The following is a 14889-nucleotide window of genomic DNA, read 5'->3' as shown; positions in this document are numbered from 1 at the left end:
TCCGCATCCGCACGGCAGGCCCACCCCGCCCGTGTCGAGGGACGCGACCGGGCCCCGCCGTGTCACGTGGCCCCGACCTCGGTCGGGGCCGGCTCAGCTCGCGTCGAGGAAACGGTCCAGCACCCGTACGCCGAACTTCAGGCCGTCCACCGGCACGCGCTCGTCCACCCCGTGGAACATCCCGGCGAAGTCCAGCTCCGGCGGCAGCTTCAGCGGCGCGAAACCGAAGCAGCGGATTCCGAGGTCGTCGAAGGACTTGGCGTCGGTGCCGCCGGAGAGCATGTACGGCACGGCCCGGGCGATCGGGTCCTCGGCGCGCAGCGCCGACTGGATGGCGTCCACGAGGTCGCCGTCGAAGCTCGTTTCCAGCGCCTTGTCGGCGTGGACGTCCTCGCGGCGGACCCGGGGGCCGAGGAGCCGGTCGAGGTCGGCGAGGAACTCCTCCTCGTAGCCGGGCAGGAAGCGCCCGTCCACGTGTGCGGTCGCCTGTCCGGGGATGACGTTCACCTTGTAGCCGGCGCCGAGCATCGTGGGCGCGGCGGAGTTGCGGAGCGTGGCCCCGATCATCTTGGCGATGCCGCCGAGCTTGGCCAGGGTCGCCTCCATGTCCTCGGGGTCGAGCGGGGTGCCCAGCGCGTCCGACAGCTCGTCCAGGAAGGACCGCACGGTCTTGGTCACACGCACCGGCCAGGTGTGGCGGCCGAGCCGGCCGACGGCCTCGCAGAGCTCGGTGACGGCGTTGTCGTGGTTCGTCATGGAGCCGTGCCCGGCGGTGCCCTCGACCGTGAGCCGCATCCAGTGCATGCCCTTCTGGGCCGTCTCGACGAGGTAGAGCCGCAGGTTCTCGTTGACGGTGAAGGAGAAGCCCCCGACCTCGCCGATCGCCTCGGTGACACCCTCGAAGAGGTCGGGGTGGTTGTCGACGAGGTGCCGGGCGCCGTACGTGCCGCCCGCCTCCTCGTCCGCGAGGAACGCCAGCACCACGTCGCGCGGGGGCCGGCGGCCGCTGCGCAGCCGGTCGCGCACGACGGCGAGGGTCATCGCGTCCATGTCCTTCATGTCCACCGCGCCCCGGCCCCAGACGCAGCCGTCGGCGATCTCCCCGGAGAAGGGGTGGTGGGTCCAGTCCTCGGCGTTGGCCGGAACGACGTCGGTGTGGCCGTGGACGAGCAGTGCCGGGCGGGAGGGGTCCTCGCCCTCGATCCGGGCCACGGTGGAGGCCCTGCCCGGGTGGGACTCGATGATCCTTGGCTCCAGACCGACCTCGGCGAGCTTCTCCGCCACGTACTCGGCGGCCGCCCGCTCGCCCGGGCCCGAGTGGTCGCCGTAGTTGCTGGTGTCGATCCGGATCAGATCGCGACAGAGGTCGACGACCTCGTCCTCGCCGGAGACCTTCCGGGCGGTGTCCGTCTCGCTCACGCTGATTCCTCCCGCTGTCGCTCTGGTGGTCCCCCACATCCTCCCGCGCCCGGGGCCGCGCCCCAAGGGCGGCCGCCCGCCGACACACGCCCGTCACCGACGGCGGCCCGGGTGCCGGGGACGGGGCCTGATCGAGCACCCCCGAATGTTTGCTATGGTTTTCCACGTCGGAACGGCCCAGGGCCGGGAGACAGACACCTTGTCCGGGTGGCGGAATGGCAGACGCGCTAGCTTGAGGTGCTAGTGCCCTTTATCGGGCGTGGGGGTTCAAGTCCCCCCTCGGACACCACCAGAGAACCCCAGCCCAGCTGGGGTTCTTTGTCTGTGCCGGACTGGCGCACCGGCCGGTAGGGGACGAGGTGAGGAGCTGTGGGACGCGGACGGCGGGCGGCGCCGGTGGCCCCACTGCCGCAGCGGGACGGGATCGACCCGGTGCGGCTGCGGCTTCCCGAGGACCCGGACGGCGCCTGGCCCACGGTGCGGGACCATCTCGTCCACCGATTCGCCGGGGCGGTCGGCGCCGGGCGGGTGGACGCCATGCTGCGGGAAGGACGCTTCGTCGGCACGGACGGCCCGGTCGCCCCGGACGAGCCGTACACCGCCGGGCGGTACGTGTGGTTCCACCGCGACTTCGCGCCCGAGACGCCGGTGCCGTTCGAGATCGGGATCGTCCACCGCGACGAACGGATGGTGATCGCGGACAAGCCGCACTTCCTGGCGACGACACCGCGTGGCAGCCACGTCACGGAGACCGCCCTGGCCCGGCTGCGGCGCGACCTGGGACTGCCCGGTCTCCAGCCGGCGCACCGGCTGGACCGGCTCACCGCGGGCCTCGTGCTGTTCGTCGTGCGGCCCGGTGACCGCGGCGCGTACCAGACGCTGTTCCGCGACCGCCGGGTGCACAAGGAGTACGAGGCGGTGGCCCCGTACGCCCCGGGGGTCGCGCTGCCCGTGACGGTACGGAGCCGCATCGAGAAGGAACGCGGGGTGCCCGCGGCGCGGGAGGTGCCCGGCGAGCCCAACAGCGAGAGCCGGATCGAGCTGCTGGAGCGGAGGGGCGGGCTGGGCAGGTACCGGCTGCTGCCAGCCACCGGCCGTACCCATCAGCTGCGGGTGCACATGAACGGTCTGGGGCTGCCGATCCTGGACGACCCGCTGTACCCCGCGGCGCTACCGGCCGAGCGGCCGGATGACCTCTCGCGTCCGCTCCAACTGCTCGCGCGGACGCTGGAGTTCACCGACCCCGTCACCGGGGAGCCGTGCCGGTTCACCAGCCGCCGGCGACTCGCTCAGTGGCCGCGGTCGATCCACTCCTGAAGGTGCGGCGCCTCCACGCCGATCGTGGTCGTCTCTCCGTGGCCGGGACGGACCAGCGTCTCCGGCGGGAGGGTGAGGAGCCGGTCCCGGACCGAGTCGACGATGGTCGGGAAGTCGGAGAACGACCGGCCCGTCGCTCCCGGGCCGCCCTGGAAGAGGGTGTCACCGGTGAGAACGGTGACCAGCTCGGGAGCGTGGAGGCAGATCGCGCCGGGCGCGTGGCCGGGGGTGTGCAGGACGGTGAGCGCGGTGCCGGCGACGGTCAGGGTCTGCCCGTCGGCGAGCTCGCCGTCGGGGGCCCGGCCGGGATGGGTCCGCTTCCACAGGGGGAGGTCGTCCGGGTGCAGCAGGACCGGCGCGCCGGTGGCCTCGGCGAGCGCCGGCGCCGCGTCGATGTGGTCGTTGTGCGCGTGGGTGCAGACGATGGCGCGCAGCGTCCGGCCGCCGAGGGCGGCGACGATCGCGTCGGCGTCGTGGGCCGCGTCGACGACGATCGCCTCCTCGTCGTCGCCGACGATCCAGACGTTGTTGTCGACCTCCCAGGTGCCGCCGTCGAGGGAGAAGGTGCCGGAGGTGACCAGGTGGTCGATGCGGGCGGTCACAGGACCACCACCGAGCGCAGGACGTCGCCCGCGTGCATGCGGGCGAAGGCCTTCTCCACGTCACCGAGTCCGATGGTCTCCGTGACGAACGCGTCGAGGTCGATCCGGCCCTGGAGGTGCAGGTCGACGAGCGTGGGGAAGTCGCGGGAGGGCAGACAGTCCCCGTACCAGGAGGACTTGAGCGCGCCGCCCCGGCCGAAGACGTCGAGGAGCGGCAGGTCCAGCTTCATGTCGGGGGTGGGGACGCCGACGAGGACGACGGTGCCGGCGAGGTCGCGGGCGTAGAACGCCTGACGGTACGTCTCGGGCCGGCCGACGGCGTCGATCACGACGTCCGCGCCGAAGCCGTCCGTCAGCTCGCGGATGGCCTCCACGGGGTCCCCGGTACGGGAGTTGACGGTGTGGGTGGCGCCCATCGTCCTGGCGGTCTCGAGCTTCCGGTCGTCGACGTCGACGGCGATGATCCGGGTCGCCCCGGCCAGTCGTGCGCCCACCACGGCCCCGTCGCCGACACCGCCGCAGCCGATGACGGCCACGGAGTCCCCCCGCCCCACCTGGCCGGTGTTGACGGCGGCGCCGATGCCGGCCATCACCCCGCAACCGAGCAGGCCCGCCGCGGCCGGGGAGATCGCCGGGTCGACCCCGGTGCACTGGCCGGCGGCGACGAGGGTCTTCTCGGCGAACGCGCCGATGCCCAGGGCGGGCGACAGTTCCGTGCCGTCCGTGAGGGTCATCTTCTGCCGGGCGTTGTGGGTGTCGAAGCAGTACCAGGGGCGTCCTCGCCGGCAGGCGCGGCAGTGGCCGCACACGGCCCGCCAGTTGAGGATCACGTAGTCGCCCGGTCCGACCTCGGTCACGCCGTCGCCGACCGACTCGACGACGCCGGCCGCCTCGTGGCCGAGGAGGAACGGGAAGTCGTCATTGATCCCGCCCTCCTTGTAGTGAAGATCGGTGTGGCAGACCCCGCACGCCTGCACCTTCACCACGGCTTCCCCCGGGCCCGGGTCGGGAACGACGATCGTCTCGACCCGTACCGGCTCGTTCTTCCCCGGTGCGACCACACCTTGCACCTGCTGCGGCATTGCTGGACCTGCCCTTCGTCGCGCAGTGGACGTCACCACCCACTATGGCGTGCGACGGGGGTGGTCCGTGCGCGCCGTGCGCCGAGAGGCACCTGCTCGTGCGGAGCGCGGGTGACCGGTGTTCGGAGCGGTCCGGCCGGCGGGACACCGTGCCCCGGACCGGCGTCGGCGCGCTCCCGGGCACGGCGAGGCCCCCGCCGCTACCGGATGCTGCTGGACCAACAGCATCCGCTTCCGGCGGGGGCCTCGTCCGGGTGGTGCCGTACGGCGGCCGGGGGCGTCAGACGGACCGGTGCCCGGCGGCGATGCGCCGGACCCGGTTGCGGACCGTGAACCAGCCGCCGACGAGGGCGAGCGCGATCAGCGGCAGGCAGTTGACGGTGGTGCGGCTGATCCCGCCGTCCATCCACATGAGGACCAGGACGGAGGCGAGGAAGACCAGCGTGGCGATCTGGGTCCAGGGGGCCCACGGCAGCCGGTAGGACGGGCGGGTGAGCCGGCCTTCCTCGGAGCGCTTCACGAACAGCAGCGAGCAGACCATGATCATGCCCCAGGTGCCGATGATGCCGATCGACGCGAAGTTCAGCACCAGTTCGAAGGCGTCACCCGGCATCACGTAGTTCAGGAAGACGCCGACGATGCCGAAGCCCGCGGTGAGCAGGATGCCGCCGTAGGGGACGCCGCCCTTGTTCATCACGCCGGTGAACCTCGGCGCGGAACCCGAGATCGACATCGAGCGCAGGATCCGGCCGGTGGAGTAGAGGCCGGAGTTCAGGCTGGAGAGCGCTGCGGTGAGCACCACGAGGTTCATGATGCTCGCGGCGCCGGGGATGCCGAGCTTGTTGAAGACGGTCACGAAGGGGCTCTGGTCGCCGGTGAAGGCCGTGTACGGCAGCAGCAGGGAGAGCAGCACCACGGAGCCGACGTAGAACAAGGCGACGCGCCACATGATCGAGTTGATGGCCTTCGGCATGATCTTCTCGGGGTTCTCGGTCTCACCGGCGGCGACGCCGCACAGCTCGACGGAGGCGTAGGCGAAGACGACGCCCTGGATGAGCAGCAGCATCGGCATGACACCGCTGGGGAAGACGCCTCCGTTGTCGGTGATGGTGGACAGGCCCGGGGTGTGGCCGCCGACGTCGTGCTGGGTGACGACGAGGAAGATGCCGATCAGCATGAAGAGCACCAGTGCGCCGACCTTGATGATGGCGAACCAGAACTCCATCTCGCCGAAGTACTTCACCGAGATCAGGTTGGCGGTGAGGACGACGGCGAGGGCGACCAGCGCGAGCACCCACTGCGGGACGTCGCTGAACGCCGACCAGTAGTGGGCGAACACCGCGGCCGCGGTGATGTCCGCGATCGCGGTGGTCGACCAGTTGAGGAAGTACAGCCAGCCCGCGGTGTAGGCGCCCTTCTCGCCCATGAACTCACGGGCGTAGGAGACGAAGGCGCCGGAGGAGGGCCGGTAGAGGACCAGCTCGCCGAGCGCGCGGACGACGAAGAACGCGAAGACGCCGCAGAGGGCGTAGGCGATGAAGAGCGACGGGCCGGCGCCGGCCATCCGGCCACCCGCGCCGAGGAAGAGGCCCGTACCGATGGCGCCGCCGATGGCGATCATGTTGATGTGCCGCGACTTGAGGTCCTTGCGGTACCCGGCGTCTCCGGCGTCCACGTGGGGGGTGCCGGTGGCCGGGGTGCCGGCGACAGGCGTGTCGGCCGCAGTCATGGTGCGGTCACTCATGTAGGGGTTCGCCTTCGTGAGGGGGGTGTGCGGTACCGGAATTCCTCCGGTGGCCTTCCTGCGGTGCGGAGGTGGCACCGCGGCGAGGCAGGGCGGGCCCAGACGGCCCGACACCACATGATCACGGCAAGCCTGGGATTTTGGCAGTGGCGAACCTCACTCAGATGTAAATCTGAGGTATTTCAGAGGTTTCGACAAGGCGAAGCAAGGGTGCGCCATCTCATCGAGGCATGGCAGACCGCCTCAGGGAGCGAGTACGTCCAGCTCCTGGAGGGCCCCGACGGCGATCTCCCGGGTCAGCCGCTCGGCGCGATCGGCGTCGCCTTCGCGAACGGCTTCGGCGACCTGGACATGGAGGGTGACGGCGGCCGGGTCAGGGTCCTCGAACATCACCTGGTGGTGGGTACGGCCGGTGAGCACCTCGGCCACGACGTCGCCGAGGCGGGCGAACATCTCGTTGCCGGACGCGCTGAGCACGATCCGGTGGAACGCGATGTCGTGCTTGAGGTAGCCCTCCGACTGGTGGCCGCGGGAGGTGGCGACCATGCCGAGGGCACACTCGGTGAGCGCGGCACACTGGCCGGCGGTGGCATGGCGGGCGGCGAGCCCGGCGGCGACCGGCTCGATCGCGGAGCGGAGCACGGTCAGCGAGCGCAACTGGCGGGGCCGGTCGGCGCCGGCGAGCCGCCAGCGGATGACGCACGGGTCGTACACGTTCCACTCGTCGGCCGGTCGGACGGTCACCCCGACGCGGCGCCGGGACTCGACGAGGTGCATCGACTCCAGGACCCGGACCACTTCACGGACCACGGTGCGCGAGACGTCGAAGCGCTGGGCCACCTCGTCGGTACGCAACACGCTCGCGGGCGGGTACTCGCCCGCGGTGATCGCCAGGCCGAGGCTGTCCAGAACGTGTGTGTGCAGTCCGTGGCCCTCTGTGGTCATGACCCAAAGGGTACGGGGACGTACCACGGCAAGGAAAAGTATGACGTTTACTTCCTGGACTCCTGAATACGTCATACCTAATAGGTTTCAGTAGCTCACGGCCCGGCGCCCGATCGACGTCCGGGCCGACATCGACGAGGACAGCGAGGCACCTATGAGCACCCCCCATGTCGTCGTGGTGATGGGCGTGGCAGGGACCGGCAAGTCCACCATCGGTCCTCTGCTCGCCGAGGCACTGGGCGTCCCCTACGCCGAGGGCGACGACTTCCATCCCGCGGACAACATCGCCAAGATGTCCGCCGGCATCCCGCTGGACGACGACGACCGCGGGCCCTGGCTGGACGCCATCGGCCGCTGGGCGCACGGCAGGGCCGGACTCGGCGGTGTCGTCGGCTGCTCCGCGCTCAAGCGGCTCTACCGGGACCGGCTACGGGCCGCCGCGCCGGACGTCGAGTTCCTCCATCTGACCGGCGACCGCGCGCTGATCGAGCGCCGGATGACCGAGCGCAAAGGCCACTTCATGCCCACCGAGCTGCTCGACTCGCAGTTCGCCACCCTGCAGCCCCTGCAGGACGACGAGGCCGGCGTCGCCGTCGACGTCTCCGGCTCCCCCCGGGAAATCACCGAGCGGGCCGTCGCCGCGCTGCGCCGGCTCGAGGACTGAGGAATCACCGTGACCCGTCTCGGCGTCGAGATGCCGGCAGCGGACGCCACCGGAGCGACAACCGCGGCGGCGACGCACGGCTCGGCATCGCGGTACTCGCCGGCATCGCCGTCATCGTCGTGCTCAGCCATGTCAACGGTGCCGGATTCTGGCTGGTGAAGGAGTACTTCGGGATGAACGCCGGCCAGACGGCGAAGACCTGGTCGGTGATGGAGACCATCATCTCGGTCGTCGGCATCGCCTGCGTACTGCTGCTGTCCCTCGTGCTGTAGCCACGTTCAGTCCCGGTCGGGGTCCCACAGCGGGTGCTCCCGGCGGGCCCACGGGCGCTCGACCGACCCGGAACGCATTCCACGGCGTGCCTCCGGGTCGGCGAGCGCCATCCTGATGTGCCCGATCAGTACGACTCCGATGGTGAGCGCCAGCCAGTCGTGGACGAACGTCGCGCCGTTGCGCCAGACCAGCGGGGCGAGATGCGTGAACCACATCAGCAGCCCCGTGCCGAGCATCACCAGCACCGCGCCCGCGATCCACGCGGCGTACAGCTTCTGTCCGGCGTTGAACTTCCCGGCGGGGCGCTCCCCGGGTCCGCGCCCGCGGCGGAGCGCGGCCCGCAGCCAGATGCGGTCGTGCGGCCCGAAGCGGTTCAGCCGCCGCAGGTCCTTGCGGAACGCGCGGGAGCCCAGCCCCAGCAGGAACGGCACCGGGAGCAGCAGCCCCGACCACTCGTGCAGGGTCACCACGAGTGCGCGCCGGCCTACTAGTTCGGCGAGTGCGGGCACGTAGAGACAGGCGGCCGTGGCGACGCACAGCAGCATCAGCGCGGCCGTGGCCCGGTGCACCAGGCGCTCGGCGGTGTCGAACCTCCGGACGCGGCCTGGGTGTTCAGACGGTGGGGGCGTCGTCGCGGCCGTTCGACCGGCCGACCCAGGCGTCGATGTCATAGCCTCGCTCCTCCCAGTACCCGGGGCGCACGTCACGGGTCAGGGAGATCCCGGAGAGCCATTTCGCGGACTTGTAGAAGTACATGGGCGCGACGTACAGCCGTACCGGGCCGCCGTGCGCGTGGGAGAGCGGTTCGTCCCGCATCCGCAGACAGACGACGACGTCGGAGCGGCGGGCCTGGTCGAGGGTCAGGCTCTCGCTGTACGCGCCGTCGAAGCAGATGAACCGGACCGCCCTGGCCTCCGGCCGCACGCCGACGGCGTCCAGCAGCTCCGACAGCCGGACGCCCTCGAACGGGGTGTCGGGGACGCGCCAGCCCGTCACGCACTGGACGTCGCGCACGAGGCGGGTCTGCGGCAGTCTGCGCAGGGCGGCGAGGGTGAACTCGGCGGGGCGCTCGACGAGTCCGCCGACGGTGAGCCGGTAGTCGGCGGCGGTCCTGCGGGGCACGGACGCGGCGACCGAGTAGTAGCGGAAGCCGCCGCCGTTGGGCAGCAGGCCGGTGAGCTTGGTCGGGTCCTTGTCGGCGACCGACCCGAGGACGGCCTCCAGGCCGCGCTGGAGCCAGGGCGCCGCGGCGACGCCGGCGGCGCCGAGGCCGAGCACCGTGAGGACCGTGCGCCGGCCGACGGGCGCGCCCTCCGAGTCCGGGTCCGGCGCGCCCTCCGAGTGCGGCTCCGGGACGGGGGCGGGGGCCGAGGCGGGGGCGGGGGCCGGGTCCGAGGCCGCCGACGCGCCTGCGGCGGTGGACGTGCCCGGACCCGCGGGGGTGCCCGGGTCCGGCGCCGGCGGGTCGGACGGCGCCGGACCCGGGGGCGGGGTGGTTTCGTTCACCCTTGGATTCGAGCACCCGCGGCCGCCGGGATCCAGCGGCCGCGGGCATCCGTCAGAGTTCCGTCACACCTCGGCGCCGTGCGCGGGCTCCTTCCCGGCGGCCTGCTCCAGCCGGAAGGCCTCGTTGCCGAGCCCGATCCGGGCGTGCACCTCGGGCCGTACGGACTTCAGGACCACGCCGTAGACCAGCCCACCGACCAGGGAGCCGCCGATGATGCCGGGCAGGATCCAGCTCAGCGAGGAGCCGGGGCCGGCGCCGATCAGGACGTCGAAGTCCTTCACCGTGTAGACGGCGATCACGAGGAGAGCCAGTCCCGCGAGCCCGGAGCAGACGAGCCGCCAGGCCAGCGGGCCGGCCGCGCCGCGGCGGACGAAGAAGGCGATCACGGCGAAGGAGGCAGCCGCCATCAGCAGGATCACCCCGAGGGCCCCGATGTTGCCCATCCAGGTGAACAGGCGCAGCACCGGGGTGGTCGGGTCGCCCGCCGGCATGGCGTCGGTGGCGGCGAAGGCGGTGATCACCGCGACGGAGACGACGGACTGGAGCACCGATCCGGTGGCGGGCGCGCCGCTCGTGCGGCTCGTCCGGCCGAAGCCGGCGGGCAGCAGGCCCTCCCTGCCCATGGCGAATGCGTACCGTGCGACGACGTTGTGGAAGCTGAGCAGCGCGGCGAACATGCCGGTCAGGAAGAGGACGTGCAGCACATCGGTGAAGGTGGCGCCGAGCCGGCTGCCGGTGAGCGAGAACAGCAGGCCGGGTCCCTGCTCGGCCGCCTCGCGGGTGACGGCGCCGGGGCCGGTGGCGACGGTGAGCGCCCAGGCGCTGAGCGCGAGGAACAGCGCGGCGTAGCCGACGGCGAGGAACATCACGCGTGAGACGACGATCTGCGGACGGCTGGTCTCCTCCGCGTACACCGGGGACTGCTCGAAGCCGACGAAGGCCGCGATGCAGAAGCAGAGGGCGGTGCCGAGACCCGCGCCGGTGAGGGTGCCGGGGTCGAAGGCGCTCAGGGAGAGACCCTCGGGGCCGGGGTCGGCGACGGCGGCGACGTCGAAGACGACCACGAGGGCGCACTCGACCACCAGGAGGACGCCGAGCACCCTGGCGTTGAGATCGATCTTCAACCAGCCCAGTACGGCGACGACGGCGGCGGCGGCGAACGCGGGCACCCACCAGGCGACGGTCACGTCGAGATGGGTGGCGAGCAGCCCCGAGACCTCGAAGCCGAGGATGCCGTAGATGCCGACCTGCATCGCGCTGTACGCGACGAGGGCGACGAGCGCGGCCCCGGCGCCCGAGGTGGGGCCGAGGCCGCGGGCTATGTAGGCGTAGAAGGCGCCGGCGTTGTGGACGTGGCGGCTCATCTCGGCGTAGCCGACGCTGAACAGCATCAGGACGACGCCGAGGACGACGTACAGCAGGGGCTGGCCCACGATGCCCATCACGCCGTAGACGGTGGGCATGACCCCGGCCACCACCATCAGCGGTGCGCTGGCCGCGAGGACCGAGAGCAGCAGGCCCGCGGTACCGAGCCGGTCGGCGCGCAGCGCCCGTTCCTGGCCTTTGTAGGTGTTGATCTCGCTCGTGCTGGTGGCGCTCGTGCTGGTGCTCGAACTGGCCGGCGGCATGGCGGGGCGGTCCCTTCGGGGATGGTTCGTTCAGACGGAGCCGAGCGCGGCGTCGCGCGCGGCCTGGAAGGCGTGGTGCGGGTCCCGGTCCGGGTAGGACCAGGGGTCTGGGGTGGCGTGCGGCCCGATGCGGTGGAACAGGGCGGCCGCCTCGGCGGAGCGCCCCTCGCAGTACTTGGCGTGGGCGAGGAAGTTGAGGTCGAGACGGTTGCGCGGGTGGTCCTCGCCCTCCCACTCCAGCCACCAGTCGAAGGCCGCCTTCATCACCAGGCGGGCCCGTCGGCCGGTCCAGTGGCCGGAGGCCAGGGGGTCGGCCGGCTCGCGGCCGGCCGCCGCCAGCACCCGGTACCGCTCGGTGTGCGCGACGACGGGCAGGACCGCGAGAGGGGAGTCGGCCGGGGCCTGCTCGGCCGCCCAGGACGCGAAGTCGTACACCTCGTGGAGCGGGTCCTGCCCGGCGCCGGCGTGACGCTCGGCGAGCCGGGCGGCCATCAGATGGTGCGCGTGGTGGTGCTCGGGGTGACGGACCCGTACCTCGTCGAAGAGACGGACGACCTCCTCCTCGGTGCCCAGCGTGCGGGCGAGGAGCAGCTGGGCCAGCCACGGCGTCGGGTCGCGGGGCGCGAGCCCCGCGGCCACCAGGCAGGCGGCCCTGGCGGAGTCCGGTCGTTCCCTGCCGCGCAGGGCGGCCCGGACCTCGGCGCAGGCGAGCAGCATCGCGGCGTCGGCGCTGTCGGGCTCCGCGAGGAGCCAGTCGCGCGCCCAGGCGGCGCTCGACGGCGGCTCGCCGAGGACGACGAGCCGATGGCCCCGGCGGTCCCAGTCGTCACCGGTCGCCGTGAGCAGCGACCGCACGGCGCTCCACCGTCCCTGGGTCAACTGTGCGCGCGCCGTTGCGAGTTCGGTGTCGTCGAGCGCGGCGTCGAAGGGCCGGCCGGAGCGCCCGGCGCGACGGCGGCGGCCGAGCGGAGGCGGAGGTGGGGGCATCCGCGTTGCTACTTTCACATCAGGCTGTGAGCGAATGATCGCGCTCAGCAAAGCGGTAGGGAAGGCTCCCCGTCAAGACCGGCCCTTCCACATCCCCCGCCGCTGCCCATCCGCGCCATGTGGGACGGGTAGACCCGCCCCGCTCACACACGGGTTGGCCGGGGCCGCTGTCCAGCGGAGATGCCCTCCGGCCGCCTCCGCGGGAGCCTGTGCCGACCACCCGTCATGTCGCACCGGCGCCACGCCCGCGCGGCCGCGGTCACGACACCGCCTTCGCCGCCGCCCTGCCCGCCGCGCGCCCCGAGAAGATGCAGCCGCCGAGGAAGGTGCCCTCGAGGGAGCGGTAGCCGTGCACGCCGCCGCCGCCGAACCCGGCTGCCTCACCCGCCGCGTACAGGCCCGGCAGCGGCTCGCCGCCGTCGGTGAGGACCCGGGACGAGAGGTCCGTCTCCAGGCCGCCGAGCGACTTCCGGGTGAGGATGTTGAGCCGCACGGCGATGAGGGGGCCCGCCCCCGGGTCGAGGATGCGGTGCGGGGACGCGGTGCGGATGAGCTTGTCGCCGAGGTACTTGCGGGCGCCACGGATGGCCGTGACCTGGAGGTCCTTGGTGAAGGGGTTGGCGATCTCCCTGTCCCGGGCGACGATCTCGCGGCGCAGCGCGGCCTCGTCGATGAGGGGTTCCCCGGTGAGCGCGTTCATCCCGCGCACCAGCGCCGTCAGGTCCTTCTCGACCACGAAGTCGGCCCCGTTGTCCATGAACGCCTTGACGGGTCCCGGAACCTCGGCCCGCGCCCGGCCGATGACCCCGCGGACGGAGCGGCCGGTGAGGTCGGGGTTCTGCTCGCTGCCGGAGAGGGCGAACTCCTTGCCGATGACGCGCTGGTTGAGCACGAACCAGGTGTGGTCGTGGCCGGACCGGGTGATGTGCTCCAGCGTCCCGAGCGTGTCGAAGCCCGGGAACAGCGGGACGGGCAGCCGCCGTCCGCGCGCGTCCAGCCAGAGCGACGACGGCCCGGGCAGGATGCGGATGCCGTGCCGGGCCCAGATGGGGTTCCAGTTCTCGATGCCCTCGGTGTAGTGCCACATGCGGTCGCGGTTGATGTGGCGGGCGCCGGCCGACTCGGCGATGCCGAGCATCAGTCCGTCGACATGGGCCGGGACGCCGGAGAGCAGCTTCCCTGGCGGGGTGCCGAGCCGCTCGGGCCACTGGGCGCGTACGAGGTCGTGGTTGCCGCCGATGCCGCCGGAGGTGACGACGACGGCCTGGGCGCGGAGTTGGAACGACCCGGTGACCTGACGGCTGCTCGCCCCGCCCCGCTCCACCGCGGACGGTTCCAGGATCTCGCCGGTGACGGTGTCGAGGGCGCCAGAGGTACGGCCGAGCCCCGTCACCCGGTGGCGGAAGCGCAGTTCGACCAGCCCCCGGGCGACCCCTTCCCGCACCCGGCGCTCGAACGGCTCGATGATGCCGGGCCCGGTCCCCCAGGTGATGTGGAAACGGGGCACCGAGTTGCCGTGCCCGTTCGCGTCGTAGCCACCGCGCTCGGCCCAGCCGACGACCGGGAAGAACCTGACGCCCCGCGCGTGCAGCCAGGGCCGCTTCTCACCGGCGGCGAAGTCGACGTAGGCCTCCGCCCAGCGGCGCGGCCAGTGGTCCTCGTCGCGGTCGAACCCGGCCGTGCCGAGCCAGTCCTGGAGTGCCAGGTCATGGCTGTCCTTGATGCGCATCCGCCGTTGCTCCGGCGAGTCGACCAGGAAGACCCCGCCGAACGACCAGTGGGCCTGCCCGCCGAACGACTGCTCCGGCTCCTGGTCGAGCAGGACGACCTTCCGCCCGGCGTCGACGAGTTCGGCGGTGGCCACGAGGCCCGCCAGCCCTGCCCCGATCACGATGACATCAGCGTCGTACGCCATGGTTGGTGTCCCTCTCGGAGCGGGCGCCCGGCGGCGCGACCCAGTGCGGTGGCTCCGATCTTCTGTACGCGGCAGTAACTCGTCAACACTTCCCACCGGGAGAAGGCGGCACCGGGAGAAGGCGGCGGGCCCTGGGCCCCGAGGGCACGGTCCCCGGGCCGGCCCGGCGTCCGCTCCCCGGCTGGTTTGATGGCGCCATGAACACCTCTGCGCATCCCTCCGAGGAGATCCTGGACATCGTCGACGAGAACGACGAGGTCGTGGGCCGGGCGCCGCGCGGCGCGGCCTATGCGCGCGGGCTGCGGCACCGCTGTGTGTTCGTCCTCGCGCGGGACGCCGAGGGGCGGGTGTTCGTGCACCGCCGCACAGCGGCGAAGCTCGTCTTCCCGTCCTTGTACGACATGTTCGTCGGCGGTGTCGTCGGCGCGGGCGAGTCGTACGACGACGCGGCGCTGCGCGAGGCCGAGGAGGAGCTGGGGGTCCGTGGGCTGCCGCGTCCGGTCCCGCTCTTCAAGTTCCTCTACGAGGCGTCCGCGCCGGCGCCGGCCGGCGGATCCGAGCCGGTCTGGCACACCTGGTGGTCGGCGGTCTACGAGGTGCGCTGCGAACTCCCGGTGCACCCGCAGGCGGAGGAGGTGGCCTGGCACCGGTTCCTGCCCGAGTCCGAGCTCGAGGCGCGGCTCGCCGAGTGGGAGTGGGTCCCGGACGGACTCGCGGCGTACGAGCGGCTGCGCCGGCACCGGGAGCGGCAGCGCTGAGCGCCGCCGTCCGGCCGCGCCGCGGTGCCGCGGCCCCGCCGGACGGGG

The 14889-nt window shown here is 72.3% G+C and carries 13 protein-coding genes, 1 tRNA gene and 1 pseudogene; 5 read left to right on the top strand and 10 right to left on the bottom strand.

The window, feature by feature from the left end; translation table 11 throughout:
- Positions 1-93 precede the first annotated feature (93 nt).
- The gene (locus tag O7595_RS27470; protein WP_269731285.1) at positions 94-1419 is read right to left on the bottom strand and encodes a M20/M25/M40 family metallo-hydrolase; all 1326 of its coding nucleotides are present in this window, start codon (positions 1417-1419) and stop codon (positions 94-96) included.
- 201 nt (positions 1420-1620) lie between these two features.
- On the opposite strand from O7595_RS27470, the gene O7595_RS27465 reads away from it, so the two are divergent.
- Together O7595_RS27465 and O7595_RS27460 are read left to right on the top strand one after the other, a co-directional pair.
- Positions 1621-1708 (top strand) — tRNA-Leu (locus O7595_RS27465).
- Positions 1709-1815: 107 nt separating this feature from the next.
- Positions 1816-2736 (top strand): pseudouridine synthase, encoded by a 921-nt coding sequence (locus tag O7595_RS27460; RefSeq protein ID WP_269732646.1) that lies wholly within the window; start codon positions 1816-1818, stop codon positions 2734-2736.
- Here O7595_RS27460 and O7595_RS27455 read toward each other — a convergent pair.
- From O7595_RS27455 to O7595_RS27440, 4 genes are all read right to left on the bottom strand, one after another.
- A complete protein-coding gene (locus O7595_RS27455; protein WP_269731284.1) occupies positions 2709-3338 on the bottom strand; it encodes an MBL fold metallo-hydrolase in 630 nt (209 codons plus the stop codon). The two genes, O7595_RS27460 and O7595_RS27455, sit on opposite strands and share 28 nt — an antisense overlap.
- Positions 3335-4420 carry an S-(hydroxymethyl)mycothiol dehydrogenase gene (locus O7595_RS27450; RefSeq protein WP_269731283.1) on the bottom strand — a complete coding sequence of 362 codons (1086 nt, stop codon included), beginning with the start codon at positions 4418-4420 and terminating at the stop codon, positions 3335-3337. Before O7595_RS27450 ends, O7595_RS27455 begins: the two co-directional genes overlap by 4 nt.
- A 280-nt stretch (positions 4421-4700) precedes the next feature.
- Positions 4701-6164 carry an amino acid permease gene (locus tag O7595_RS27445; protein WP_269731282.1) on the bottom strand — a complete coding sequence of 488 codons (1464 nt, stop codon included), beginning with the start codon at positions 6162-6164 and terminating at the stop codon, positions 4701-4703.
- A gap of 243 nt (positions 6165-6407) precedes the next feature.
- Positions 6408-7109, bottom strand: a complete 702-nt coding sequence (locus O7595_RS27440) for a FadR/GntR family transcriptional regulator (RefSeq protein WP_269731281.1) — start codon at positions 7107-7109, stop codon at positions 6408-6410.
- Between the two features lie 154 nt (positions 7110-7263).
- Here O7595_RS27440 and O7595_RS27435 point away from each other — a divergent pair, with 154 nt between their 5' ends.
- Together O7595_RS27435 and O7595_RS27430 are read left to right on the top strand one after the other, a co-directional pair.
- On the top strand, positions 7264-7773 hold the full coding sequence (locus O7595_RS27435; RefSeq protein WP_269731280.1) for a gluconokinase: 510 nt from the start codon (positions 7264-7266) through the stop codon (positions 7771-7773).
- Between the two features lie 86 nt (positions 7774-7859).
- A pseudogene (locus tag O7595_RS27430) lies at positions 7860-8045 on the top strand (GntT/GntP/DsdX family permease); the annotation flags it as partial.
- 6 nt (positions 8046-8051) lie between these two features.
- Here the strand turns inward: O7595_RS27430 and O7595_RS27425 are convergent.
- From O7595_RS27425 to O7595_RS27405, 5 genes are all read right to left on the bottom strand, one after another.
- Positions 8052-8717, bottom strand: a complete 666-nt coding sequence (locus O7595_RS27425; protein ID WP_269731278.1) for a cytochrome b/b6 domain-containing protein — start codon at positions 8715-8717, stop codon at positions 8052-8054.
- Complete coding sequence (locus tag O7595_RS27420) at positions 8659-9552, bottom strand: molybdopterin-dependent oxidoreductase (protein ID WP_269731277.1); 894 nt, start codon at positions 9550-9552, stop codon at positions 8659-8661. The genes O7595_RS27425 and O7595_RS27420 overlap by 59 nt, the downstream gene beginning before the upstream one ends.
- 63 nt (positions 9553-9615) lie before the next feature.
- The gene (locus O7595_RS27415; RefSeq protein ID WP_269731276.1) at positions 9616-11181 is read right to left on the bottom strand and encodes an APC family permease; all 1566 of its coding nucleotides are present in this window, start codon (positions 11179-11181) and stop codon (positions 9616-9618) included.
- 30 nt (positions 11182-11211) lie between these two features.
- Positions 11212-12168 carry a hypothetical protein gene (locus O7595_RS27410; RefSeq protein ID WP_269731275.1) on the bottom strand — a complete coding sequence of 319 codons (957 nt, stop codon included), beginning with the start codon at positions 12166-12168 and terminating at the stop codon, positions 11212-11214.
- Between the two features lie 259 nt (positions 12169-12427).
- On the bottom strand, positions 12428-14083 hold the full coding sequence (locus O7595_RS27405) for an FAD-binding dehydrogenase (RefSeq protein ID WP_269731274.1): 1656 nt from the start codon (positions 14081-14083) through the stop codon (positions 12428-12430).
- Between the two features lie 197 nt (positions 14084-14280).
- Between O7595_RS27405 and O7595_RS27400 the strand changes: the two genes are divergently transcribed.
- On the top strand, positions 14281-14841 hold the full coding sequence (locus O7595_RS27400) for an NUDIX hydrolase (protein WP_269731273.1): 561 nt from the start codon (positions 14281-14283) through the stop codon (positions 14839-14841).
- The last annotated feature ends 48 nt before the right edge of the window (positions 14842-14889 follow it).

It is taken from the genome of Streptomyces sp. WMMC940 (assembly GCF_027460265.1).
GTDB lineage: Bacteria > Actinomycetota > Actinomycetes > Streptomycetales > Streptomycetaceae > Streptomyces.
The sequence above is the reverse complement of the archived record's forward strand: the minus strand, read 5'-3'. Positions and strand labels throughout refer to the sequence as shown.